The sequence below is a fragment of the Dehalococcoidales bacterium genome, from assembly GCA_035529395.1.
Classification (GTDB): domain Bacteria; phylum Chloroflexota; class Dehalococcoidia; order Dehalococcoidales; family Fen-1064; genus DUES01.
Map to the genome: position 1 here is coordinate 1 of DATKWT010000007.1, position 24,935 is coordinate 24,935.

The 24,935-nt window shown below is 55.1% G+C and carries 23 protein-coding genes; 9 read left to right on the plus strand and 14 right to left on the minus strand.

Going from position 1 to position 24,935, the window contains the following annotated elements:
* Positions 1 to 450 (minus strand): SLC13 family permease (locus tag VMW13_00295; GenBank protein ID HUV43246.1); only part of this gene is annotated, 450 nt, incomplete at its 3' end.
* A gap of 316 nt (positions 451 to 766) precedes the next feature.
* Between VMW13_00295 and VMW13_00300 the strand changes: the two genes are divergently transcribed.
* The 3 genes from VMW13_00300 to VMW13_00310 all read left to right on the plus strand — a co-directional run bounded on the left by VMW13_00300 (position 767) and on the right by VMW13_00310 (position 6,035).
* On the plus strand, positions 767 to 2,077 hold the full coding sequence (locus VMW13_00300) for a CoA transferase (GenBank protein ID HUV43247.1): 1,311 nt from the start codon (positions 767 to 769) through the stop codon (positions 2,075 to 2,077).
* 373 nt (positions 2,078 to 2,450) lie between these two features.
* Positions 2,451 to 4,352 (plus strand): aminotransferase class I/II-fold pyridoxal phosphate-dependent enzyme, encoded by a 1,902-nt coding sequence (locus VMW13_00305; GenBank protein HUV43248.1) that lies wholly within the window; start codon positions 2,451 to 2,453, stop codon positions 4,350 to 4,352.
* A gap of 348 nt (positions 4,353 to 4,700) precedes the next feature.
* A complete protein-coding gene (locus tag VMW13_00310; GenBank protein HUV43249.1) occupies positions 4,701 to 6,035 on the plus strand; it encodes an aspartate aminotransferase family protein in 1,335 nt (444 codons plus the stop codon).
* 192 nt (positions 6,036 to 6,227) lie between these two features.
* Here VMW13_00310 and VMW13_00315 read toward each other — a convergent pair whose 3' ends face one another.
* The 5 genes from VMW13_00315 to VMW13_00335 form a co-directional block, all read right to left on the minus strand.
* Positions 6,228 to 7,226, minus strand: a complete 999-nt coding sequence (locus tag VMW13_00315) for a D-2-hydroxyacid dehydrogenase (GenBank protein HUV43250.1) — start codon at positions 7,224 to 7,226, stop codon at positions 6,228 to 6,230.
* Between the two features lie 17 nt (positions 7,227 to 7,243).
* A complete protein-coding gene (locus VMW13_00320; GenBank protein ID HUV43251.1) occupies positions 7,244 to 8,143 on the minus strand; it encodes a LicD family protein in 900 nt (299 codons plus the stop codon).
* Positions 8,144 to 8,649: 506 nt separating this feature from the next.
* On the minus strand, positions 8,650 to 9,195 hold the full coding sequence (locus tag VMW13_00325; protein ID HUV43252.1) for a class I SAM-dependent methyltransferase: 546 nt from the start codon (positions 9,193 to 9,195) through the stop codon (positions 8,650 to 8,652).
* A gap of 67 nt (positions 9,196 to 9,262) precedes the next feature.
* Positions 9,263 to 9,436 carry a hypothetical protein gene (locus VMW13_00330; protein ID HUV43253.1) on the minus strand — a complete coding sequence of 58 codons (174 nt, stop codon included), beginning with the start codon at positions 9,434 to 9,436 and terminating at the stop codon, positions 9,263 to 9,265.
* A 54-nt stretch (positions 9,437 to 9,490) separates the two neighbouring features.
* On the minus strand, positions 9,491 to 10,165 hold the full coding sequence (locus tag VMW13_00335; protein ID HUV43254.1) for a hypothetical protein: 675 nt from the start codon (positions 10,163 to 10,165) through the stop codon (positions 9,491 to 9,493).
* 405 nt (positions 10,166 to 10,570) lie between these two features.
* On the opposite strand from VMW13_00335, the gene VMW13_00340 reads away from it, so the two are divergent.
* Entirely contained in the window at positions 10,571 to 11,746 is a 1,176-nt protein-coding gene (locus tag VMW13_00340; protein HUV43255.1) for a tubulin/FtsZ family protein, read from the plus strand.
* 52 nt (positions 11,747 to 11,798) lie between these two features.
* Here the strand turns inward: VMW13_00340 and VMW13_00345 are convergent, their stop codons facing one another.
* From VMW13_00345 to VMW13_00370, 6 genes are all read right to left on the minus strand, one after another.
* Entirely contained in the window at positions 11,799 to 12,257 is a 459-nt protein-coding gene (locus VMW13_00345) for a hypothetical protein (protein ID HUV43256.1), read from the minus strand.
* Positions 12,258 to 12,381: 124 nt separating this feature from the next.
* A complete protein-coding gene (locus VMW13_00350; GenBank protein ID HUV43257.1) occupies positions 12,382 to 14,013 on the minus strand; it encodes a hypothetical protein in 1,632 nt (543 codons plus the stop codon).
* A 291-nt stretch (positions 14,014 to 14,304) separates the two neighbouring features.
* Positions 14,305 to 14,595, minus strand: a complete 291-nt coding sequence (locus tag VMW13_00355; protein HUV43258.1) for a demethoxyubiquinone hydroxylase family protein — start codon at positions 14,593 to 14,595, stop codon at positions 14,305 to 14,307.
* Positions 14,596 to 14,602: 7 nt separating this feature from the next.
* Positions 14,603 to 16,600: an FAD-dependent oxidoreductase gene (locus tag VMW13_00360; GenBank protein ID HUV43259.1), complete on the minus strand. Its 1,998-nt coding sequence runs from the start codon at positions 16,598 to 16,600 to the stop codon at positions 14,603 to 14,605.
* A gap of 143 nt (positions 16,601 to 16,743) precedes the next feature.
* Positions 16,744 to 17,178 carry a universal stress protein gene (locus VMW13_00365; protein ID HUV43260.1) on the minus strand — a complete coding sequence of 145 codons (435 nt, stop codon included), beginning with the start codon at positions 17,176 to 17,178 and terminating at the stop codon, positions 16,744 to 16,746.
* A gap of 337 nt (positions 17,179 to 17,515) precedes the next feature.
* Positions 17,516 to 17,884 carry a hypothetical protein gene (locus VMW13_00370; protein HUV43261.1) on the minus strand — a complete coding sequence of 123 codons (369 nt, stop codon included), beginning with the start codon at positions 17,882 to 17,884 and terminating at the stop codon, positions 17,516 to 17,518.
* Positions 17,885 to 18,148: 264 nt separating this feature from the next.
* Between VMW13_00370 and VMW13_00375 the strand changes: the two genes are divergently transcribed.
* On the plus strand, positions 18,149 to 18,448 hold the full coding sequence (locus VMW13_00375; GenBank protein HUV43262.1) for a hypothetical protein: 300 nt from the start codon (positions 18,149 to 18,151) through the stop codon (positions 18,446 to 18,448).
* A gap of 126 nt (positions 18,449 to 18,574) precedes the next feature.
* On the opposite strand, the gene VMW13_00380 is transcribed toward VMW13_00375, so the two are convergent.
* Both VMW13_00380 and VMW13_00385 read right to left on the minus strand, forming a co-directional pair.
* Positions 18,575 to 19,873: a serine hydrolase domain-containing protein gene (locus VMW13_00380; protein HUV43263.1), complete on the minus strand. Its 1,299-nt coding sequence runs from the start codon at positions 19,871 to 19,873 to the stop codon at positions 18,575 to 18,577.
* A gap of 38 nt (positions 19,874 to 19,911) precedes the next feature.
* A complete protein-coding gene (locus tag VMW13_00385) occupies positions 19,912 to 20,568 on the minus strand; it encodes an MBL fold metallo-hydrolase (protein HUV43264.1) in 657 nt (218 codons plus the stop codon).
* 142 nt (positions 20,569 to 20,710) lie between these two features.
* Between VMW13_00385 and glpK the strand changes: the two genes are divergently transcribed.
* The 4 genes from glpK (at position 20,711) to VMW13_00405 (ending at position 24,872) form a co-directional block, all read left to right on the plus strand.
* Positions 20,711 to 22,219, plus strand: a complete 1,509-nt coding sequence (gene glpK, locus VMW13_00390; GenBank protein HUV43265.1) for a glycerol kinase GlpK — start codon at positions 20,711 to 20,713, stop codon at positions 22,217 to 22,219.
* Positions 22,220 to 22,249: 30 nt separating this feature from the next.
* Positions 22,250 to 23,524, plus strand: a complete 1,275-nt coding sequence (locus VMW13_00395; protein HUV43266.1) for an alkyl sulfatase dimerization domain-containing protein — start codon at positions 22,250 to 22,252, stop codon at positions 23,522 to 23,524.
* Between the two features lie 919 nt (positions 23,525 to 24,443).
* Positions 24,444 to 24,590, plus strand: a complete 147-nt coding sequence (locus tag VMW13_00400; GenBank protein HUV43267.1) for a hypothetical protein — start codon at positions 24,444 to 24,446, stop codon at positions 24,588 to 24,590.
* A 48-nt stretch (positions 24,591 to 24,638) separates the two neighbouring features.
* Positions 24,639 to 24,872, plus strand: coding sequence for a hypothetical protein (locus tag VMW13_00405; GenBank protein ID HUV43268.1), 234 nt, complete (start codon positions 24,639 to 24,641; stop codon positions 24,870 to 24,872).
* Positions 24,873 to 24,935 lie beyond the last annotated feature (63 nt).

Sequence of the window (24,935 nt, forward strand, 5' to 3'; positions counted from 1 at the left end):
TGTGGCATCATGGAAGATTGTCGCCAGTAAAGTAGAAGATACCGCCAGAAGCAGACTCAATCGCTTTACATTTGTGCCACCCTTCCTGAGTATAAAGTTAAGGATTCTCTTGGCAAGTCCAACCTGCTCAATAATGACACCAAACATTATCAGCATAAGGACATACATAACCGCTGCATTTGAGAAAGGCATCCACGCGTTCGGTGCACTCTGAACACCAAAGGCTATCAGTCCGCCACCGGCCAGTAACGCCGTAATCCCTATGGGGATTGCTTCGGAAACCCAGAGTACCAATACCATGGCTAACAGGGCAAGGAAACTCTGCCCTCTGGGAGACAGGCCCTCAATTTCTGGTAACAGGAGTATTGTGATACAGACAAGCAGGGCCACACCAACCCAGATTAGTGTTCTTGTAGTTATACTGCTTGGCATTCTCAGTCTACCTGCCATAGTAAATAATAAATCTCCTTCTCTGTGAATTTAGAAACCCTGAGCTGTCGGCGACAGTTCTGCTTCGACCGTGTGCCTGTGCCTATTCCACCATCTCTGAAAACGTTAACTTTGTCAATACGTATTACTACGTAATTTGCTTGTATTCTCATGTTCTATCCATGGCCACACCATGCTATTCGGGTTGGATGCCGGGGTAAATAAGCACTCTCAGGGTACTCCCGGTGAAGACATATACGAACACCTGCTTTGATTTACAGGAGCCAGGGGGTTATATTGATGGTATTGTATAACCGGAAAAAGGAGGTTGAAGGGGATGGATTCTGCTCTTGAGGGCATCAGGGTAATTGACGTATCTCAGGTAGTGGCTGTACCAATGGGTGCCCGGCATCTGGGGGATTTTGGTGCAGACGTAATACATATCGAGCACCCTCAGCGGGGAGACTTCTGGCGAAGCCACCAGGCAGGACACGGGGGTGGTAATGGTGTCCCTTCTACAGTCAACTATAACTGGGAGGCCTTCAACCGAAACAAGAAAAGCGTTACTCTGGACCTGTCCACAGAGGGCGGTCGGGAAATCATCTACAAACTGGTGGAAAAGGCTGACGTGTTCGTGACCAATCTACGCATGTTCGAGCGGGAAAGGTACGCACTGGAATACGAGACCTTGAGTCGATTGAACCCGAGACTCATCTATGGCTCCATAACAGGCCTCGGTAAGAAGGGGCCTGAGCGGAATCTACCCTCATTTGACCAGACTGTCCACTGGTTTCGGTCGGGGGTAACGCATATGCTGACACCACCCGGAGCATCGGCCATTGGCTTTCGTGCTGGTTTCGGAGATACCGTAGCCGGGCTTGGCCTGTTTGCTGCGGTGATGACGGCATTATACGTGCGGGAAAGGACAGGAGTAGGGCAGGAAGTGGACCTGTCCCTGTTCCACACCGGGATGTACCAGCTCTCGTTTGATATTGGGGGTGCTCTGATAACCGGCCGGGACATGCGAGATATTGCACCGGGTCAGATGGATGAAGAGGAACCGAGGGTGAAGCGCTACCGGGAACTGGTAGCTGAATCCGAGGCAGTGTTCAACCGCCTCCATGACTTCATGAAAGAGAATGTCCCCAACCCGATGTCAATGGATCATACGACCGGGGACGACAGGATAATACACATCAACGTGCTGCAACCCGACCGTTACTGGGCAAAGGTCTGCCGGGCCCTGGGTCGGCCGGAGCTGGAGCATGACCCCAGGTTCGAAAATCACGAGGCCAGACTTGAGAATCACCTTGCCCTTTACACCATTATCAGAGACGCTTTCAAGAACAGGCCACTCGAGGAGTGGAAGTTACGTCTCACTGAGGCCGGTATTCCTTTTGGTGCACAGCAGAAGCTCAGCGAAGTGGTCAACGACCCTCAGGGAAGGGCGAATGATTGCTTTGTGCCTTTTGACCACCCCACCTACGGACGCATCGAGGTGCTGGCCAACCCTCTCAATCTAAGTAAGACCCCGTCCAGTGTCAGACTACCGGCACCCGAGTTCGGCCAGCACACCGAAGAGGTCCTTCTCGGGCTTGGCTACAGCTGGGAAAATATCGCTCAATTCAAGGAGCAACAGGTCATATAAGACTGGGCTGTGCCCCTGTGACTGGACAGGTATGACCTTGATATTCTTGCCGACCATGCTGTCATCGTGACCGGAAGCTCAACTTGACAAAGCTGCCAGGTTACCCTAACATCGGGGGGCTGGCGGTAGGCCATGACCAGCCGGCAATCAGGCTTAATGAATATCGATTTAAACATAGCCCCACCGAATTGCGCGAACAGTGCCCTGCGCAGGCTGCCTGACATTGATAAGCCTCACTGTCAACCCACCAGGCAGTTCCCTCATGCCCCGTGTTCGACCAACTGCAACCCTGTCTGAAGCATTCGCTTCCTTGGCTCACGTTACCTGTGCTACCTGGTTTATCTGGCGCAGCCAGAGGTCTATGGAGTAATTCATGGCGGAGAAGAATACGAGCGTTTCTGAAAGGCAACGGTACCAGTGGCCACGGCCCCAGGTACGGAAAGCAGTCATCCTGGCCGCCGGTGTGGGTGACCGTCTGCGTCCGTTGACAGACCGGCTGCCGAAATGCCTCGTACCGGTAAACGGAGTGCCGATTCTCGTCAATACACTGACCCACCTGGCAGACTCAGGGATAAAAGAGACGGTCATCGTAGTTGGTCACCTGAAGGAGAAAATCCTTGAGCGCATCGGTGGCCGGTTCCGGGGAATGAAGATAATATACGTGGAGTCGGAGCGCTACGCCACCACGAACAACATCTATTCCCTATGGCTTGCCCGAGAGTACCTTGATGACGACATACTCCTTCTCGAAGCTGATGTGTACTTCGAACGCGAGTTACTCGACAGCTTGCTGCGTGCCGGAGGAGAGAACCATGCCGCGGTCGCACATCATCAATCGTGGATGTCCGGGACTGTGGTCCGGCTTGATAAGCACGACAGCATTGAAGCCATGGTAGAGTCCAGGCACCAGGGACCCGGTTTCGATTACTCGAACACCTTCAAGACAGTCAACATCTACCGCCTCGGTGGCCGTTTCTTGCGTGAGCACTTCCTGCCTTGCCTCGATGCCACCATTGCCTTGGGCAACGTCCACGATTATTACGAGATGGTGCTGAATGAGCTTTGCAGCCAGGACGGGCTAACGATGGCCGCCGTCCGCTGTGATGCCATCAGTTGGATTGAAATCGACAACCAGGACGACCTGACAGCAGCCAACTACCTGTTCGCCAGCAAGGAGCAGCGCTACGAGTACATTTCAAGTCTCCACGGTGACTACTGGCGTTACGACTTTGTTGACCATGCTCTCCTCTACAACCTCTACTTCCCACCCGAAGTTTTACTCAATGACATCTCCAATCATCTGCGTGACCTCGTGCTCAACTACCCCAGTGGCCAGAATGTTATTGCCAAACTGATGGCAACGCTCATCGACCAGCCATCGGAATGTATTATCGTGGGTAACGGCGCCTCCGAACTGATTAAGGTCATCGGTCGGCGGCTCAAGCAGCGGCTCATCGTACCGGTTCCATCGTTCAACGAGTGGGTTAACGCCGTACCGGAGGGGCTTGTCACCGAGTCGGTGCTCGAACCGCCCTCTTTCCAGCTGGACGTGGAAAGGTTCGCACGTGAGGCGGTCAACTGCGCTGCTGATATCGCCATCGTTCTGAACCCGAACAACCCGACCTCTCTAGCGGTCCCGAAAGCCGACCTTACCTGGCTTGTCGAACGACTGACAGACAGAGCCATTCTACTCATCATCGACGAGTCCTTCATCGACTTCATGGCGAATGCCGGGGAAGCCACTATGGAGACCGAGACCGGGCAGTACCGGAACCTGGCGGTAATCAAGAGCCTGAGCAAGTGTTATGGTATTGGCGGGCTGCGTCTCGGCTATCTCCTGACAGACAATAGCCAGTTCGCCAGAGCGGTGCGGGAAGAGATTCCCATCTGGAATATCAACGCCTTTGCCGAGGCATTCCTCCGACTTGCTCCGCGCTATCGTAAAGAGTTTGCCCTTAGCTGTGACCTCGTCCGGGCTGACCGGGATGAGCTTTACCGGGGTCTCTGCACGATTCCAGGGTTGACCGCGTACCGGCCGGACGCCAATTTTGTGCTCTGTCGCGTACCTGATGACGCAATAAGCGGCCCGGAACTAACCCGGCAGCTATTCATCGAACACAATATCCTGGTCAAGCACTGTGCCGGCAAGACGATGCCGGAGGCCGACCGCTACGTGCGAATCGCCTCCCGTACGGAGGCTGAGAACCAGACACTGGTGGAGGCACTCGCGAGCCTCCTCTGCCAGAAGGCCTTCAAAGGGACGCAGAGTAAATGATCGCTAGGGAGGGGCACTATCGTCCTGCGTAGGCGTAGCTTGCGCGCGTCACGCGGGCACGTGATAAAGCTTCTCAGAGCTATGGTATACACGTAGAGACCGGGCAGGATACCGAACTCTTCGGGGCGCATATCAGGTGATTCCTGAAGGCGGTGCCGGACCGTTTTTCAGTATTATAAAGACTTCGCATGTACAGTATTTCAGCGTTACGCAAAGGTCCAGGAAAGGGAAGCTGGGATTGAGATTGCACGAAGCAGATAAGCACAGTGATTTGGCACGACAGTCCAGGTCTCACAGGAACAACTTGGGAGACTGAGTCGGATAGCCGAATAGGAGGGACACCTGAAGATGAGCTATAAGCGATCAGTAGCCGAGAAGAGGAAGTACAGCAGTGATGAGCTTCACGACATATACAACCGGTTTTCTTGCCAGTGTGACGAGAGTGGGATGTATGACCAGTTCCTCGTCCCCGAGAAGGCAGAGGGATTGTACGTCTGGTTCAAGGACCAGAGTGAGCCATATATGGACCTGGGAATGGGCTTCTCCGCCCTGAACTTCGGTCACCAGCATCCAAGGATTAGAAGGGCGGCTGAGGAGGCGGTAAGGACAATCGACCATATTCACAGCTTCAACAGTGAGAGTAAACTCCTTCTGAGTAAGGCTCTTGCAGAGAAGACGCCCGGGACTCCGAACAAGAAGGTATATTTCCCCGTGGGTGGGGCAATGGCCGTAGAGACTTCCATCAAGCTGGCCAGGGCATATACCGGGAAAACCAAGCTGGCCTGCTTCACCGGAGCATTCCACGGATGCTCCTATGGTGCGATGATGGTTACCGATGACGCTATAATTAACAAGCCGCAGTACATTCCCTACCCGGGAGAAGTAGTACGGCTTCCCTACGCAGATTGCTATCACTGCGACAGCCGCTCTGAGTGCCGTTATCAATGCCTCCGGATAGCCGAGCAGCGTCTCAGTCAGGACAAGGATATTGCCGCGTTGATAATCGAACCTGTCCAGGGGCACTCCGGGTTTATTATTCCTCCCAGAGATTTTATATTCGGCCTGAAGAAACTATGTCAGGAACGGGGTATACTATTTATCGATGATGAAATTCAGGTTGGGATGGGGCGCAGCGGCAGGTTGCTTGCCGTTGAACATTCGGATGTTGAGCCTGATATCATCCTGCTGAGCAAGTCCCTGGCTGGTGGTTATTATCCACTTAGCGCTGTCATTGCCCGAGCAGAGATATGGGACTGTATCTCCCCCACAGGTTCCGGCATTGGTTCGACGTTTGTAAACAGTCCGTTGGCGACACATATTGCCCTGGAAGTACTAAGAGTCCTTGAAGAAGACGGCCTCATAGAGAATGCTGAGAGAGTTGGCGACTACTTCACTGAAGAACTGAAGTGCCTGGAGCGATTCGGGAATATCGATAATGTGACCGGTCTTGGACTGCTACAGTCCTTCGCGGTGGTGAAGAGTAAGGAAACAAAGGAACCCGCTCCGGAAATTGCCAGGAAGATCCGCTCTGAGGCGCTAAGACAACACCTGATAATCCTTTGTAGCGGTATGGAGCAGGATAGAATTAAGTTCACATTGCCCCTGTGGGTAAACAGAGAAGACATCGATATGATTATCGAGAGACTGCAGAACATCATGAAATCGGTGGTAGCAGTGAGTTGAGCTCGGAGATACCACGTTTGTGCAAACGTTATGGCCGGTATCACCCACTGGGCATCAGGTCTGGCAATAGATAAGCAGTCTGGTAGTTCGCGGAGCTGCGGTTCGATTGAGTGATGTACCCCGACCAATCAGGCAATCACCCTCCAACCTGATGGTTGGAGTCACGATACCAGCCTATCCAATCGCCAGTATCTAGTACCCTCTCTTCTTGTCTACCACGTTAAACAACCTGTCGCCATTCAGATAACGCTTGAGATTTTCTGCGAACAATTCGGTTGCGAGTTCATATTCGCATTCGATGTCTCCAGAGACGTGGGGACTGAGGATTACATTGGGGAGCGCCCACAATCGGCTGTCGGCCGGCAAGGGTTCGGTGGCGAAGACGTCAAGTCCGGCGCCGGCGATCCAACCCTCCTCTAGTGCACGACTCAACGCCTCTTCATCGACCACATCGCCCCGGGCAATGTTGACCAGATAGGCAGTAGACTGCATGGTTCGGAGTTCCTTCTCACCGATCAGTCCATTCGTTTCCGGCGTAAGCGGTACGGATAGCACGACGAAATCACTCTCAGCAAGTAACCGGTGCAACTGGTCTCCGGGCAGCATTATGTCCACGTTTTCGGCATGTGTTATCTGCTCCGTCACCCTGCGAATCGCTATCACCTTCATACCGAAGGCCTTGGCCAGCCTGGCCACCTCTCTCCCGATAGAACCTAACCCGACAATCCCCATTGTTTTCGAAAGTAGCGTGGACGTCTTAAATTTCTGCCACTGCTTCGCTTGCTTCAGCTGAAAGCATAATGGCAACTGTTTAACCAGCATCAACGCTACCCCGAAGACAAATTCAGCGATTGGCGTTGCACTCATACCCTTGATGTTTGTCATTATCACCGGACTCTTCAGAATATCCTCGGTCATGAGATGGTCGACCCCGGCGCTGAGTACCTGGATCCATTTCAATCCGGGAGTACGCCCGGCAAGGTCATGTGGAAGGTCAAACCCGAAGATTACCTCAGTATCAGCCAGTAGGAGATTGAGTTCATTCCTGGCAGCAGAGTCCCCCATCCGTTCAGCACAAAGTAAATCCGAGACATCCACAACCTTGACACGGTGACTGACCGCCTCAATCTGCCTCAGACAAGCTTCCCCTACTGGAGTGGTCACCAGTATGCGAATTGATTCTCCTGGCATATGTGTCCTTCCCGATGCTAGCCGGCGCCGTCTCTTGCAAGGAGATGCTCTTCACCCGGCCGGTAGATGTAGCTCTGGCCCGGTCCGATTCTTTCCACGAAGAGAACACCCCTGTGGTCGTCGAACTTGACCACAAGAGCATAGAAGTCGACCCTGGATAAGTAAAGCCTGACAACTCCCCGTTTGTTGGCTCGGGAAGTACCCATCCCGGCCACTGATATCAAGGCCCCGCTCACCGGCTGACCTTCCTGGTCCAGTACCATCACGGTAGCCGTGTGTCGTGGCATTATTCTGTCCAGCAACTGCTTTAATCTCCCCGCTCGACCGGGGGCAGTTGTATCAGGGATGCCAGCCAGAACATCCTCCTCGTAGTCCCCGGCCTGTTTCGGGACACGCCAGTCCGGGCCATACTTGACCTCAAGGTACTCCTCGGGTGGATTCGGCACGAGAAACCTCTCACCGAGGAACTCTATTTCTTTCAGGTCAGTAAGCAGGTGAACCGGGATGCGGATTCCCGGATACATGAATACCGCATTATCAAGCACCCGGTAGCAGTTCCAGTCAATCCTGAGGGATTCCTTTACCATCGGTACGTACAGAGAGTAGTCAAGATGCTCGATTCTGAGGAGAAAACCTCGTTCTCTGAGTGTTTGCGCCACCGATTCTACCGTTTCCTCACTGAGTCCGTGCAGACCGATTACAGAACCGACATCAATATCGTCATCCCACGGAATGAAGGCATTATCCCTGATTGCACCGAGGCATGTCCCCTGACGAAGGAAGAAGGTCACTCCGGCTTCGTCCATGACCTCTTTTATCTCGAGCAAGACCCTGGTCGCAGCGGGTATGTCTATCGTGTCCAGCAGACCCATAATGCGCTCTAGTTCTGCTTCATCGGATGGACTGAGTTTATCCATTATCCTCCTCTGTAACTTGAAGACTTGCAAGGCACTGCATGAATGCCATGTTCCTGTATCACCTGTATTACCAGATGCCGGACCCTTCATTCAGTGGGGCTCTGGTGATGGAAGTAAGTCTATTCGGAACACACAGGACTTGTCAACGCTGGACTCCAGGCCCTGCCCTGGGGACTGGCAGAACCTCTGTCAGCAGACTACCCGGAATTCGAGCATGAATGCCCAATACCTGCGAGCTGGTATTTAGAGAATGTTTCGAAAAATGCCCCCGGTCTTTATGTTTTATTTAGGATTCCGGTTGTATTCTGATAGTAGAGAGCAAGGAGACGAGTTGAGCAGTAAGGAGTACTGACAAACTCCAGCTCAAGACCCCAGTAGACAGTCGCCTTACCTCTTACCGCCGAAACAGAACACCGCAGAGTGACGCACTGCGGTGTTCGTCATTTTACCGGCACATTCAGGGTTCTGCTTGAAGTGCTCAAGGTCTTCCTGCTGCCTTCTGACGACTACTTCTTCCTGAAGCTAAGTATCCGGGCTTTCCCTATTTCTCCGGCATAGCTGATGATCGCTTCATCGAGTTCTTTCTCCAGGTTGAAGCCGGTACTTTCTACTTCCTCTTTGACCTCCTGCAGGTCCCTGTGCATCGGATAGACTGACAGAAGACCGCCTGGCTTCATAAGCCTGCATAATTCGTTTAGTAACTGTTTCCTATCATCGGCTTCCGGAATGGACATGGAATGTAGAACATCATAAAGGAGCACTACATCGACCGATGCGTCGTCTAGGTGGACCTCTAATTCTCCGGCGGTATTCATTATTTCTATATTCTTAAGGCCTGATACCCGGGCTTTCGGCTCCACTCTACTCAGGGCTCTTTCGTCTTTGTCTAACGCATAGACCTTTCCGTTATCTCCGGCTATTTTCGCAGCCGGAATAGCGTAGTTGCCCGTGCCACAGCCAAAATCCAGGATGCTCTGACCCTTCTCAATGCCTGCTTTTCTTAGAAATACCTCCCCATTCGTTTGCAGCCATCTCTTGATATCAGTCTCCATATTGCCCATCCTCATCTCTATATTGTATTAAGTTCATTCTTCTCTCCTTTTCTCGCCTCGGGTGGCGTCAGTCAAGGATAAGTCGTGCCCGCTTGAAACGGGCCATCGCTGCCCGGAATAACCCCACACAGGCCACAGCCAGAACGGCCATGGCAATGAGCCTGACCTGCGTCCAGTCGACAGTTGTGATTATCTCGTTAAGGCGGTCCATTCCTCCTGACCCCATCTGGAAGAACACCATTCCTGCCACCTGTAAAATCACGAGAGGAAGGAAAGTGGCCGACATCAAGACCATTTAGTCAGCGGTCACGCCTGACGTGGCTACGGCGTGATAAAGCGAAGCGAATGCCAGGTGAATCCACATGATTGACACAATAACTCCCACACCAAAGCAGATAAGTCCGGCTAAAGCAATAGGGATTGACAGCAGGCCAATAAAGAAGACCTGCCAGGCGTATCCGTCGGTCATGCGCCAGCTCTCCTTGACCGCGTCGATGACCTTCATCCTCCGGTCTACCACCAGGTAGGGTGTAAAGGCTAGCTTGCAGGCAAATACGATGCCGGGTACTATCAGAAGTATCAGGCCAGCACAGACAATTGCACCCACGAGTATATTCGCCAGTACTGCGTCCGCGTAGTACTTAAAGACCTCGAGTATATCTCCTGCCTTCGGTTGGTCGCTTCTGGCTGCTCTCAGATTCACATAAGCAATACCGTATTCTATCGGTCCCAGTAGCAGAAGACCGTAGGTCAGCGATAGCACACTCAGTAGAGTTACGCCGGCAGCACGTGTTTCTTCAGCAGCATCGAACCACCCGACAGGGATGGCTACGATGAAGCCGATTACTATTATCAGGAACAACTCAAGGAAGTAATCCTGTAGTCTTCGCCACCCATTTCCGTAGCTTGAACCCACACTCGGCACCAGTGTGACCGGCTCCTGCACTGTTTGCTTGTTGTCTTGAACCATTCCAGCCTCTTTCTATTTTACAGGTCGGGAACCTGTCGTTCTTGCCAGTTATGACGCGTCCCTTCATCCAGTTTCCTGAGTTTACTACAATACCTTCGGCCTGTCATCAGGGAGATGTCTGGTTATACCATGGCCAGGAGTACGACTGTCAACTCCTCCTTCTGGGTGAGCGACTTCCTATGCCTGCTGCGTCGTGCTGGCTGCTGATTTGTAGACTCCTGTACTGGAAGGTATGGCGCTCTGGTTTCCTATTCAGGCCCTCTATACAACCGGTAGATTGACGGCTGGTGATAGCGAAGCACGATAGGGAGTACCATGGTGGATGACAGGGTTACCTGGCTGTTATTATTGACACCGCTGTACATAAAGTGTAAAATACACATTAAGTTGGCACTGAGGTAAAAAGTGAAACTGCTGGTTATCGGTTGTGGGCAGTGTGGCGGTAGAGTTGCTGATGAGTTTGCCCGAAGGGACAGAAGAGCGCGCGAGCAACGCGGCGTGTCAATTCTCAGCGAAGCCCTGGCTGTCAACACCGATGTTGCCGACCTCTCCGGGCTGGTTTTTATCAAGACTGACCAGCAGCACCGGATTCTCATCGGGGGCCGTAAGTCCGGCGGCCACGGTGTTGGTAAAATCAACGAGCTCGGTGCCGAAATCGCCAGAGAGGAAGGCGACCGGGTTCTAGAAGCCATAGGGAACTCGCAGCAGCACTCACGAGCAGATGCCTTTTTACTGGTCGCCGGTGCCGCCGGGGGTACCGGCTCCGGTGCGATTGCGGAGCTGACCCATCAGGTAAAGGAGCACCATCCGGATAAGCCGGTGTACACCCTTATTCTTCTTCCTTTCCGCTATGAAGAACTGACCGAAGAAAGAGCCATCTACAACGTGGGGACATGCCTGAAATCCGCATACCTGGTGTCTGATGCCGTCTTCCTGGTTGACAACCAGCGGTACATCACGGACGGCGAATCTATTAAAAACAACCTGACCAGGATAAACACGCGTGTGGTAGGTCCCTTCTATAACCTGCTGTGTGCCGGTGAAGAGAAAGACCCCAAGCGTATCGGCTCCCGTCTTGTTGATGCGGGCGACATAATCCAGACGCTATCGGGGTGGACCGTCATCGGGCACGGGCAGGCGTCTGTCTCGCGTGCCAGATTCCCCATGGCTGGGAAGCTTGACTTCAGGAACAAGGTGACTGAGACCGAAAAGGGAGTCCACGCAATGAACCAGGCTATTGCGAGCTTGTCACTCAAGTGCAGGCCGGAAGATGCCCGGAAAGCGCTCTACCTCCTGACGGCACCGCCGGAGGAAATGAGCATGAACCTGATTACGGACCTCTCTATGACACTGAAGAGCGTCGCCACGGAAGCCCTTATCCGCAGTGGCGACTATCCGAGAGGTCGGGACTCTATTCATGTTACTGTCATCCTGTCTGAACTGACGAATTCAGGCAGGATATCGGACTACTTCAGCAAGGCAATCCGCTACATCTACCTTAAGAAGCGGCGGGTAGGAGAACTCAAAGAAGGGCGGGAAGGACTGGAGGAAGCCCTGCGAGATATACCCCTGCTGCTGTAAGACGGGTGCTTCAGCCTCCCGTGGAATACTCCCCTTGCCGACTATGACTTCGCTATGACGATTTTTCGCCCTGGAAGATGCTCCAGGCTTGTGTTCGGTCTTCAGTAAACTTCTGCCATACTTCCTTGATGGTTTCGTCGCGAACTTTCAAGGCTTCTCCTACGCTCCGACGGTACTCGTCGTGGACCTTCTCAATCGCCTTCCGGTATACCTCTTCAGCCTGTTGTTCCACCTGCTCCCTGTTCTTCAGGGCTTTTTCCATCGCCTTCTCACAGGTACTATTGGCCCGCTGTTCGCCTGCCTTGAAGGCCTTTTCCATCTGTTGTTCTTGCGTCTTATACCCTTTAGATACCTCTTTCTGAGCCTGGCGGTACATTGTGTAGGCGTTTTCGGCCTGGCTGAGAAGTCCCGCAATGTACTTACCGGCCAACTCCGGGGTTTCAGCGGCCGGTTGTGCAACCGTCTCTGGTGGCCGGGTGGTAGTGGTTTCGGTCTGCTCCTGTTTCTCCATCAGGATATTCCCCCTCTGTCTGTTTTCTTGTGTATCATTTCCTCACCTGACGGTGGTACCATTCCCTGCCTGCTGGTTGTACCGTGGCAGTGTGTTTCAGGGTGGCAATACTATACCAGTGCGTTCAGGCTTTATCTTCTTCGGTCTTCTCTTCGGTTTCTCTGGACTGGTCGGCCGCATACATCTTCGCCAGGGACTCCATCCGGTCCTCGATTCCTGTCCGGACTCTCTTTTCTCCGTCGCGCTTCGGCGGGCTGGATTTGATCTCTTCGGGCGCTGCTTCGGTAACATTCGGCGGAGTCTCGCTGGTTCCTTGGAGTATCTCAGCATCTGCCTCGGTCTCGTCGTCATCGGAACCGTGCACTACGGCGGCTTCCTCAACGGCCTGCCCAGCCTCCTCTTGTGTCATTCTGGCCGTCTCCCTGGTGGTATCAAGCAGTTGCTCGAAGACTCCTATCCAGGCCTCGGCGGCTTTCTCAGCACCTTTCTTGGATGATTCGGTTGCCTCCCGGGCTGCCTTCAGCGATGCTTCGGCGGCAATCCTGACTGACTCACTCACCTCCTGAGCGCGGCTGATGGCTGCCTGTGACGCTTGTGTCGATATCTCGGCTGCCTGCTTGGCGGATTCGCTTGCCTTACGCGCCACCTCCATGGTCTCTCGTGAGGCAGCTGCCCATGCCGAAACAGTATCAATGGCGAACTTGCTTATTTCTTCGGCCCTGTCGATAGCTCTCTGTGACGCTTGTTTCGATTCCTCGACGGCCGCCCGGACTGTCTCCCCCACTTCCTCGGCCTTGTTCAGGGCCGCCTGAGAGGCCCTGGTAGCTTCCTGGGCGGCTGCAGCAGCGGATCGTGTCGTTTCCTCCGCCCTGCGCAGGACTTCCTGTGAAGCCCGTCTTGATTCATGCTCTACTACAGCAGCGGACCGGGTGGCTTCCTCAGCCCTGGTTACGGTTTCTTGCGATGTCTTACTGGTTTCCTCGACTGTCTCCTCAGCCAGACGCACGAGTTCATCGGCCTTGCTTATCAGCTCCGTTGACGCCTTCCTTGTCTCCTGGATTGCCTCTGTGGCGAACCTGGCAGCGTTTTCCGCCCGGCCTATTGCCTGTTCAAAGGCTTCGGGGTATGTTACGATTGCCTGCTCGGCGGATTTGGCGAGTTTTTCGGCCTTGCGTACCGCGTCTCGCGATGCCTTCACCGCTCTTTCAATGGTCGCCTTCGCGGACTTGCTGGTCTCCTCAATCCTATCCGTAGCTTCCTGGGAAGTGTCCGTCGCTCGCCGGGCAATCTCCGTTATTGACTGACTGAGCTCCTTAATCCTGTCCGTAGCTTCCTGGGACGATTCCGATGCCTCATCGGCCGCTTCTCTGGCCAGTGTGACTGCTTCCTGTGCCTTGAGGCTGATTTGTCTTGATGCCTGACGGGAGCCCTTAGCCTCTTCCATCGCGGCTTCAAAGGCGGTCGCTGACGCTTGAAAATCTTTCTGGACCGCCTTGACTATCTTCTCGGCCCGGCTTACTGCCTCCTGGGACGCACGTGTTGCCACTCTGGCAGCTTCTTCCGTCTGTCTGCTTATCTCCTCGGCCCTGGTAAACATCCTCTGCGAGATACGAACAGACTCCTCTGCGGCGTTCTTGGCGAGCAGGCCTAGCTGGTCAGCCTTGGCCACCGCCTCCTCAAAGGTGAAGCCGTCTTCCTCGGGAGGAGCGGCTTCCTCCGGCTTAGTTTCCTGGGGTCTGATTTGTTTCTTTGTCATGATGCGCTACTCCTGCATATTCTAGAACAGGTTAGCCACTTTATCAACCTTTTGTACTCGTCCGGAACATTAGTGACACTCCAGTACAGGCGATGCTGGTTGCCGGAGTGCTGCTGGGTTCTCTCCTGCTCTCCCTGGTCCCGGGGTTCAGCCCTTCAGGGCTTCAAGGCAACTCTGCCAGGTGATAATGTGCCTCTTCTCATCCTCGATAATCCGTTGAAGCAGGTCCACGGTCTCGCCGTCGAATTTGACCCTTTCAAGGTAGAGTCAGTAGTCCTTTACTGCCCGCTCCTAAATACAGACGGCGGCTTTGAAAAGCAAGGCCTTGCCCATGAGCGTGGTGATGAAACCTAGGAATGCACCTGCTATTGGAAACAGAAAACCCAGCGGAGAAGTCCTCCCACCGAGCCGTTCCAGGCACGCAGCCAGGCTGTCGGCATGTTCCTGTTCGTTTGCGATTGCTGCCCGGAGCTTGTCCATGCTCTCTTTGTCCGCGAAAGCCCTGGTCTGTGTCCGGTAAATCCGGGTCGCAAACCGCTCCATGTTCTGCATCCATTGGAGTGAACGTAATACTTTGCTCATGGCTCTCTCACATCTTCCTGACCACCTCGTTGGCGCTGAAGATGGCCTCCTTGATTCCCCTGACCTGTGAGCAGTCGCCTATCTTGTAGACCTCGGGGACCTTTCCCTCGAACTCAGTGAAGAGCGAGTCGTTTGACTTCCGCTCACCGAATCTCCGGGAGAGAATCACGGTATCGCAGGGTATGACCCTCCTCCGGTCCTCGTTGCCACCCACCTTCACGGTAACCTCTCTGCTGGCGATATCCTCAACCTCCGTTTCGAAGAGCACTTCAGGATTGTATATTCTGGCTGCCTCAGGGGTCTCCCGGGGCAGGTTTACGTCGGTCAGCTTCCGGAAAAGCCACCATCGGCGTGCCATGGACAGGTCACTGCCCAGGGAACTCTCGCTGCCTCTGCCCACAAGGACCACGTCCTTGCCTTCCTGGGCCAGTGAGATGGCCAGTTCGACACCGAAGAGCCCCCAGACAACAACCCTCTGACCGACGGCCTTCCGGTTCTTGGACGCCTGGGCATGGGTAATCACTCCGAATTTTCCTTCGGCCACCTCCGGCATTGTCGGTGATGAGCCTGCGGCAAGGATGACCACGTCGGGACCTATCTCGGCTACATCAGATGCGGTAGCCTCGCGGCAGACCCTCACGTCCACACCCAGCTTCCTCATCTGGTTCGTCAGGTATTCCACGATATTGCCGAAGTCAGCCGTCAACGGGTTGAGTGCCAGTGTGGCCACCATGCCACCGAGTTGTGACTCCTTCTCTATCAGGGTCACCTTGTGGCCTCTCAAGGTGGCTACTCTGGCGGCTTCCATTCCTGCTACGCCGCCGCCAATTACCAGTACCTTCCTGGGCTTCTCGGCCGTGGTGAGCGGAATGGGTTGCTCCTGGATATCATAGTTCACCGTGCAGGGATTACCGCATCCGCCGACGTCACCGATGCACTTGCGGATGTCCTCCGGTCGCCCTTCGAAGTACTTCCTGGGGGTCTCCGGGTCGGCGCAGAGCTGTCTTCCCATGTAGATGATGTCCGCTTTCCCTTCTTGCAGGAACCTCTCCGCCATATCCATATCGAAGATGTTGCCCACGCCGATGACGGGCAGCCTGGTGACCTGTTTCACGGCAGCGGCGAGGTGGATGAAGAGTCCCCAGGGGTAGTACATGGGTATGGTGATTCCCTCGCCGGCGCGTATCATGTCTCCCTGGGAAACATCAAGGCCGTCCACTCCGGCTGCTTCCAGGGCAGGGACAATGATCTGAGTGGTATCTTCCAGGGTGATGCCCTTCTTGCCGAGGAGCTGGTCGGCACAGATGCGCACGAATATCGGGTAGTCGTCACCGACCGCCTTTCGCATCTTTTGTATCGTTTCGACCGGATGACGGAGCCTGTTCTCCCAGCTGCCGCCATACTTGTCGGTACGGTGGTTGTAGAATGGTGAAATGAAGGAACAGCCGCCGGTGGCTCCTCCGTGGGAGCAGTGCAGCAGGACGCAGTCCAGACCGGCCGCCTTGGCCCTGGCCGCTGCTGCGGCAGTGTCGTTCTGGGACTGCTCGATGTTCTCAATGGTTACCTCAGTGTGGGGTATCGTGCGTCCGGCGGCAACGTAGAAGAGGTCGTGGGTGGCATGTGCCTCATCGGGGTAGGGTGGGGGCGAAGGGCCCCGTCCCCCCATGGGACCGCCAATGATACCCATCTGGACACCGAGTACCGACCCGTGCTTGTGGATAGCGTCCGCCAGTTTGGTGAAACCGGGAATGAACTTGTCGTCGTACAGCCCGATCCCGCGGAATCCAAGAAGTCCCCCCTGCTGCACCGGTGCGATAGGCGCTGTTGAGCCGACAGCCCCCATCATAATAAAGCCGGTCTCTCCGGCGGCTCTGGACTCGAACCATCGGATTGTCTGGTCATTGATGAACCCGTCCTCACCGGCCGGCATATTGAGCAGCGGCGCCAGGCCTATCCTGTTCTTAACCCTCATACCTTTGATCTCGATTGGTTCCAGAAGTTTCATCTCTGCGTGTCCTCCCTGTTATTTGTGGGGTTACCGTATATCCAAATACCTATAACCGGCATGCTTGCCGGAATCATGGCGGGTTGTATCCGGTACTGAATCACCGGTCCGCTATTCCGTTTACCCTGAATGCCCGGTCGGCTCTATACAATGCTCGCTCCCGGCACCCTGACGAGCAGGACCGGCCTGGTACTGGCGCGCATGACCTTCTCGGCAACACTACCCAGCGCCCAGCGGCTGACACCGGTGCGGCCATGCGTGGCCATGATAATCAGGCTGACGGCGACCTGCTCGGCGTAGTCGACAATCTCCTGGGCGGGAAGGCCAATGGTGACGGCCGACCGTATGCTAACCTTCTGTTCCGGATTGGTGAGTAGCTTCTTAGCGGCACGCTTGACAACCTCCGTTATCTGCTCAAGGTAAATCTCGTGTTTGGCATAGTCCTCAGCCTCTGCCGAGTCACTCACGCAGAGCAGGATAATCTCAGAGCCCAGTTTCGCTGCTAGTTCCTCGGCGAATGGCAGGGCTAGCTCGGCACGGTCTGAGCCATCAAGGGGAACGAGTATTCTCTGATACACTGGAGCACCTCCGACCGCGTATTACGTGTTTCATGTGCTATTGGGTCTGATGATACACTACACGGCACATCGAATCAATACGGTAGTGGTTAAGAGGTCCGGGCTGACCCGTGGGGCGTCGGGACGAGACAGGGGTTGCCGTATACCAGGGCTGAAGCAGGGGGCTATCTACTTCTGGAGAGTAGTGCAGGAAAAAGAGAGAAGAACATGACTGGGGAACAGAACCTCGGTGAGGCAGGCGGCCGGAAGGCGAGTCTCTATGTTGCCCGTCCGCACAAGGACGCGGTAGAGGCGCTTCCTCAGCTGTCCGGTTTTGTGTTGCACTTCGAGTTCGTGACTATTCGTACTCTTCGCGGGATATTGCCACGAGTGTGATGGCAGTAATCCCCGGCACAATTAAGGGGAAGAGGGCGCAGATTGAACCGGCAAGTGCCCAGCCCCAGTTCTTGCCCTGTATTGCGAAGATACCGCCCACAAGAGCGAAGACCGCGGTAACCAGAGAGACCACGGCGAGAACTATGAGTGTACTCAGGGCAATACCCATGCCGGGAATCCATCCAGTGACTTCCAAGGCCGTGCTTCCCACGGCAATGGCACAGATAAGCAGACCCACGAAGAGGAACAGTCCCAGAGCACTGGAAACAATGCTCAGAATACCGGTAATCATGGGCATGGGACTCTTCCTGGTTCCAGAGGTTATCTCCATTTGTCATGTCCTCCTTCTAGCCTGTCCTGCTAGTTGGCATCATACCATTAGCATGTCAGCCTGCAATCAGGAGACTGACCGATTTCAGGTTAGAAAAAGGTTGACCTGGTAGTCAACCTTTCGGCCAGTGAGTGTTCGTTCGTTCGCCTGATGATGTATTGACGGCCTCTATTATTGCTGCTATGCTGTCAGGTAATTTCAATGGCCCGCTGGCAGGGATGCCGTGGGCATCAGCTCGCATGACATAATAAAGGAGGAAATGCAATGGCAGTCGATGGCACCTACAATGTCGAGATTAACACGCCAATGGGCAACCAGACCGTGAAGCTCACCCTGAAAGCAGATGGTGACTCGCTCAGTGGCAACTCATCCGGACAGCAGGGGGAACAGTCATTCGATGGTGGCACGGTCTCGGGGAACGAGGCTACCTGGACGATTCAGGTAAGCGGTCCGATGGGACAGATGAAGCTTGACTTCAAAGCCACTGTTAGTGGTGACGAGATTTCCGGTCAGGTACAACTCGGTTCCTTCGGTTCCGCCAATTTCAAGGGCACCCGGGTATAGTACAACCCCAGGATAGAGCCTGCCACCAGCACGTTTCCAGGCGTTAATGTAGTACTGGCGGCAGGTTATGCCTCTGCGCTAATGGTGCTGCGCGAGGTAGTATCCCCTGTCCATATAGCGCCCGGGTCAATCCACGATGGCCTGGTAGGCAAGGCCGGTAAACTCCTGGCGGATGTTGAGGTGCCGGTACGGTCCGACCTGTGTCATGACGATGCCAATGAGCTTCTCCACCGGGTCTACGAAGGGGTATGTGCAGAAGGCACCACCCCAGGTGTAGGTGCCCACTGACCAGGGAGTAGGGCCCGAATGCTCGGCCTTTAGGGTGTTGATATTATCGATGTTCCTGGCCACGGCAAATCCCAGGCCAAAACCGGCCCAGGGCCCGGGCAGCCAGATGGGCAAGTCCCCGGTGTGGATTTTGGTCATAAACTCCACCGTCTTGCGACCCAGGATACGGGCGCCGTCCAGCTCTCCACCATTGAGCATCATCTGGTCGAAGCGGTAGTAATCAGCGATTGTCGAGACCAGACCACCGGAGCCCATGAAGTAGGTGTGCGGTTCTTTGACGAACCGGCTCTCCGGTGTCGGTGCGTCGGTCAGTTGAATGCGCAGGTCTTCACCAGGAGTGTAGCAGGCGGCAAACCGGTCAAGCTTCTCCACCGGGAGGTAGAAACAGGTGTCCGGCATGTTGAGGGGCCTGAAGATGCGCTCACGGAAGTACTCGTCCAGCGGCATACCTGACATAATCTCCACCAGATGCCCGACTACACACGTAGCCCGAGAGTAGTTCCAGGCCTCGCCGGGATGACGGTTAAGCGGGACCTTTGCATAGCGCTTCACGAAATCACCAATCGTTTCATCAGGTCTCTGGCGCTGCTGGACCTTCATAAACTCTTCCTGGGTCATGCCCCGGGGTGTGGCGGATAGTCCGGTGGTATGGGTAAGCAGGTGCCGGATGGTAATCGGGCGGTCGGCCGTGACCAGTCGGTAGGGCAGCAGGCCGGAGAACTCGTCCGGTGGGACAGGCTCGGCTACCCTGGGGTCGGCAAACTCAGGAATCCACTTACTCACCGGGTCGGAAAGCAGGAAATGGCCCTCCTCAAAGAGCATCATCAAGGCCACGGACGTTATCGGTTTGGTCATAGAGGCGATACGAAATATGGTGTCGGCTGTCATCGGGTTCCCGGATTCAACATCGCGGAGTCCGATGGTGTCCAGGTGTACGACACGACCGTGGCGGGCCACCAGGGTGACAGCACCCGGTATCAGTTGCTGGTCCAGGTAGCGCTGCATCGCCGGACGAATCCGAGCGAGCCGCTCCGAGGACATCCCGACCTCTTCCGGTTTAGCCCTGGGGAGGCCTTCTGCCCCCGGCAGAGGACTGCTTCTGGTGGCGGCCTTCTTTGCGGTCTTCTTATCAGGCATCGTCAATAGTCTCCTTCTTTAGTAATCAGTGCTGTGCCCTAGCGAGAATAGTCCAGTATCAGTATTTCCGTAGATGGTGGTAGCTCGCTCTTCGTCAAAGAGACGTAGCTTGCTCCCATCTTCCTGCTGGCAGGTCTGAGGTTGATGAGGTCATCGGCGCTGTATTTGGGGAACGAGCACTTCGACGTCTTGAAGTGCATCGGGATGACGACCGGCGGCTTCAGGCTCTCCCAGAGGTCGATGGCCTCCTGAAGCTCCATAGTAGCACCCGGTCCCCCGGTGGGGGCCAGAAGTACGTTCGTGCCTTTGAGTTCGGCGAGTGTTTCAGACGATAGCAGATGGCCCAGGTCACCGAGGTGGACTACCCGGATACCATCCACCTCAAACGAGAAGATGGTGTTCGGACCTCGCTGGGCTCCCTGGACCTCGTCGTGGTAGGAAGGTATGCCCCGGAACCGTATTCCCTTCACCATTTGGGTGCCTGTCCCCCGGACCACCTCCGGCTTGCCGGAAACGGCCTGTATATGGTTGTGGTCGCCATGCTCGTGGCTCACGGTGACGATATCAGCAGATACGTCGACAGGGCCGTAGTTGATGATGTCGCGGAAGCCGGTCTCGTAAGGGTCTGTTACTATGCTCAGTCCGACCTCCGAGGTAATGCAGAAACATGCGTGTCCAATCCATTCAATTTTCATAAGCACCCCCATTAAGCCTGTATTACCGGGTCTGCCCAAGGATAGCACAACGGGCGAATCGCTTGCCAGCCAGAGGGTTAAACATAACGTTTTGCACACGCTTCTGTTATAATGGTGCCTGATTATCTTACAGGGAGACCGTGTGAAGGATAAAAACCACATTCTGGCTATAGACCAGGGTACCACGGGAAGCACTGCCCTCCTTTTCGATAAAGGCGGACGGGCACTTTCCTCTGCTTACCGTGAACTGCACCAGGTCTATCCCCGACCTGGCTGGGTGGAGCATGACCCGAAGGAACTCCTCAGTACATCGCTGGCGGTGGCCAGGGAAGCGCTGGAGAAGGAGGGAGTAGGCCTGTCGGACGTGTGCGGCATCGGGATTACCAACCAGCGGGAGACTACCATTGTATGGGACCGCCACACCGGCAAACCGGTGAGCAATGCCATTGTCTGGCAGTGCCGGCGCACCGCCCCTCTGTGCGAAGAGTTGAAAAGGCGGGGACTGGCCGGGTCAATCAGGGAGAAGACCGGCCTTATCATAGACGCCTATTTCTCGGCCACCAAGCTACGCTGGATACTGGACCATATTCCTCGGGGGCAACACCGTGCCGAGCAGGGCGACCTGCTCTTCGGGACAGTGGATAGCTGGCTGGTCTGGAATCTTACCGGTGGTGCCGTTCATGTCACCGACTACACCAATGCCTCGCGGACAATGTTATTCAACATCCACACCCTCCAGTGGGACAACGACCTCCTCTCGGCCCTGGACATACCGGAGACTGTTCTGCCCGAAGTGATGCCATCCAGCCACGTGTACGGAGAGACGGTCCCCGGTGTTCTCGGGGACGTGCGCGTACCGCTGTGCGGGATAGCCGGTGACCAGCAGGCGGCCCTCTTTGGCCAGGCGTGCTATGAAGCCGGCATGGCGAAGAATACCTATGGCACCGGCTCCTTCGTCCTGCTCAACACGGGTGACCGTCCGGTCCCGTCGGAAAAGGGGCTGGTGACGACTCTGGCCTGGGGGTTGGGCGACCGTGTGACCTATGCCATGGAGGGGAGTATATTCATCACCGGGGCTGTCGTCCAGTGGCTGCGGGATGGCCTGGGCATTATCGAACAGGCTGCTGAGAGTGAAACGCTGGCCCGCGCTGTGCCGGACAACGGTGGTGTTTTCTTCGTTCCCGCCTTCGTTGGCCTGGGTGCCCCGCACTGGGACATGTATGCCCGGGGCAGCATCTTCGGGCTTACCCGCGGTACCACCAGAGAGCACCTCGTACGGGCGGCCCTGGAATCGATTGCCTACCAGTCTCGTGATGTCATTGAGACGATGAGTGTTGAGGCGAACCTGCAACTGCCGTTACTCCGTGTCGACGGTGGCGGGACGGCCAATGCCTTCCTCATGCAGTTCCAGGCTGACATGCTGGAAGTGCCCATCCAGGTGCCCGCAGTCACCGAGACGACGGCACTGGGTGCCGCCTACCTGGCGGGACTGGCGACCGGACTCTGGCAGGATACCGCCGAGATTGCCCGGTTGTGGCAACCGGCGAAGACTTATGAACCGACTATGTCCCATGACCAGCGGGATACACTCTATGCCGGCTGGAAGCGTGCTGTGGAGCATGCCCGCGGCTGGGCTTCAGACGAGGAATAACAGGGGAGCGTTCCCTGCGAGGAGGTTATCATGGTTCAAAATAGAGAAGAGGAGTTTCAACCGAAAGAGATAAGGAGTCGGGCGATGGTGGATGAGGAGATATTCCCGGACATTTTCAAGATTGCGCAGACCTGGCCGGTGTCCGGGCCCAGCGGTCTTGCCATCACCAGCGAAGGTCTCGTAGTCGTCGATACCGGTGTCGGTTTCCGGGAGGGAGAAGACAGGGTGAGGAAAATCAGGGAGAGGACGGAAATACCCTTTCATACCATCATCTACTCTCACGGACATGTCGACCATGTCGGTGGCGCCTCGGCTTTCCTTAAGGATGCCGAGGACAGGGGGCACCCGAGGCCGAGAATCATCGGTCATGAACTGGTTGCACAGCGGCTCGATAAATACCGGATGCTGAAGGGCCGTCGTGCCTACATAGCGTCATTGCAGTTCCCCCGTCCTCAGGATAGACCATCTGCCAGGCAGGATTGGGCGTCGGTTCGTGAGCCATCATATGTCTATCCGGATACCACGTTCCACGACTATATGGAGTTCAAACTGGGTGGCCTGACATTTGAGATATATTATGCTCCCGGAGAAACGGACGACACGATATGGGTGTGGATTCCGGAGCGCAAGGTGGCCTTCATCGGTGACCTGCTTCTCGGGGGCTGCCCCAACACGGGCAACCCGCTCAAGGAGCAGCGCTACACACTGGAATGGGCCGAAAACCTGGAGAGGATAGCGGAAAAGAAACCCGATTTCGTTGTCGGCAGCGGTCCGGTCATCAGTGGGGAAAATGTGGAGGAACGGCTTCTGAATACTGCCAGGCTACTCCGCTACATCCACGAGGAGGTCGTCCGGCTGCTTAATGAAGGCTACTGGATTGAGGACATACTGGAGAGGGTCAAAGTGCCGGAGGAACTGTCTGACAAACCCTATCTGGCGGGCAACTATGGTCACCCCACCTTTGTTATCCATGATGTGTATCGTCGCTATACCGGCTGGTATGACGGCAATCCCAGTGAGCTTTTCCCTTCGAAGGGTGCAGATATAGCTGCCGAGATGCTTAATATTATCGGTTCGGAGAAGGTCACCGAAAGGGCCCGGCAGCTTCAGGTGGAGGGCAATGTTCAGCTTGCCCTGCATCTGGCCGACTTTGTAATCAAGGGAACTGAGGATGAGTCGGCTCGCAGTGAAGCGGTGCTGTTGAAGGCCGACCTGCTTGATGTCAGGGCTGGTGAAGTCCGCAACTACATTGCCGGGAACATCATGCGGACAAGTGCCGGAATGCTCCGGGAAGAGGCCGGCTAGCCGGAAGGGGTTTCCGTCTGTGAACGTAAGGGGTCGGTACGGTCTATCGGACTGTCCCGATTTCTTAACTTGAATACTGGCGCCTGCCTGTCCAGCCAGACGGTAACCTTTTTCTTCCCGTTTTGTAACCATCCTGTAACCCTGCGGACGCGGTCTTAATATCCTCGTAACCTCATAGTCTTATACTCTAGTCACGAAAGTCACCAGGCAAGGGTGTTGCGCGGGACGGCAAATTGGTCCCGAGAGTAATACACGGTTTCTTGCTTGTAGGGAGGTAGAAGTGGCACATTGGAATCTTAAGGGTTGCCCTCGATGCGGGGGGGATACGTACATTGACAGGGACCTGGACGGCTGGTATGAGAGCTGTCTGATGTGCGGATACTCAGGCAACGTTCCCAACGTTGCGCACAACACTGTGAAAGCAGACGCGGATGCGAAGGAACAGCCGGAAGAAACACCGGGCACAGCGCCTCATTCGGGCGTGAGTATTTCCTGAGCCAGACCAGGCTCGCTGACAGCGTCCTGAACCAAAGACCACAGAGCGACCCCGACTGACCATATCAAGGGGTTGCCTGGCGTCAACAGCAGACTCAAGTTCTCCAGTGCTGGGAGCGGATGACCGACCACACCACCTGTCCGCTCCCAGCATATCCGATTCCCATCTACAGTCGCCTGCTCAAACACAGTCCTGTTGTGCCATACGAATGTGGGGTGTGGTATCAGGCTGACCCGTACCTGTTTCCTTACGAAATCTTAATGGAATCTTTATGTTATCTTTATATTCTTTATGCCTCTCTTAATGGTACCGTGTTACGCTCAATAGTGAGAGTTCATCATTGAGACCTCAACAATGATGGTACATGCAGCGACGGGAATCCGGCTTATGAAGCCTGACCGGCCGACTCTAAGGGGGTGAACTGTGGAGCGCAGGGAAGAACCAGAAAAGGTATTGGTACCGGTTCGTCGTCGTGAGACTATTCAGGAGGAGGAGGAGCTTCAGGAGGAACTGGAGGAACCCCAGGAGGTTAAGGTACCCCGGATACCACGGAGGTGGCATATCTTCTGAGGCGTACTGGTATTGCATCGGGACGCTACGGTAAGAGGTTAGGAAAACATGATAAAGAACAGTGAAAAGTGGCTGGTAGTAGAAGAGAAGCTGGCTGAGCTCCGGAAAATCGTGGACGAGAACTGGGATAGGGGTGAGTGGGAGCTGGCCGTGCTGGGTACAGGCGTCATTCGAGTCGTGGAGCAATCAAAAGTCAACGCTATAGAGATACGGCAACGGGCCGATGACTTCTCCCGGACGTTTGATTCGATGCTGCAGAGGCATGAAGGCGCTTCGGGGTGATTACCTGATAGAACCCCTGTTAGATTCTACTACAGCCTGATTCGGCGAGATAAAGAGCGTTCG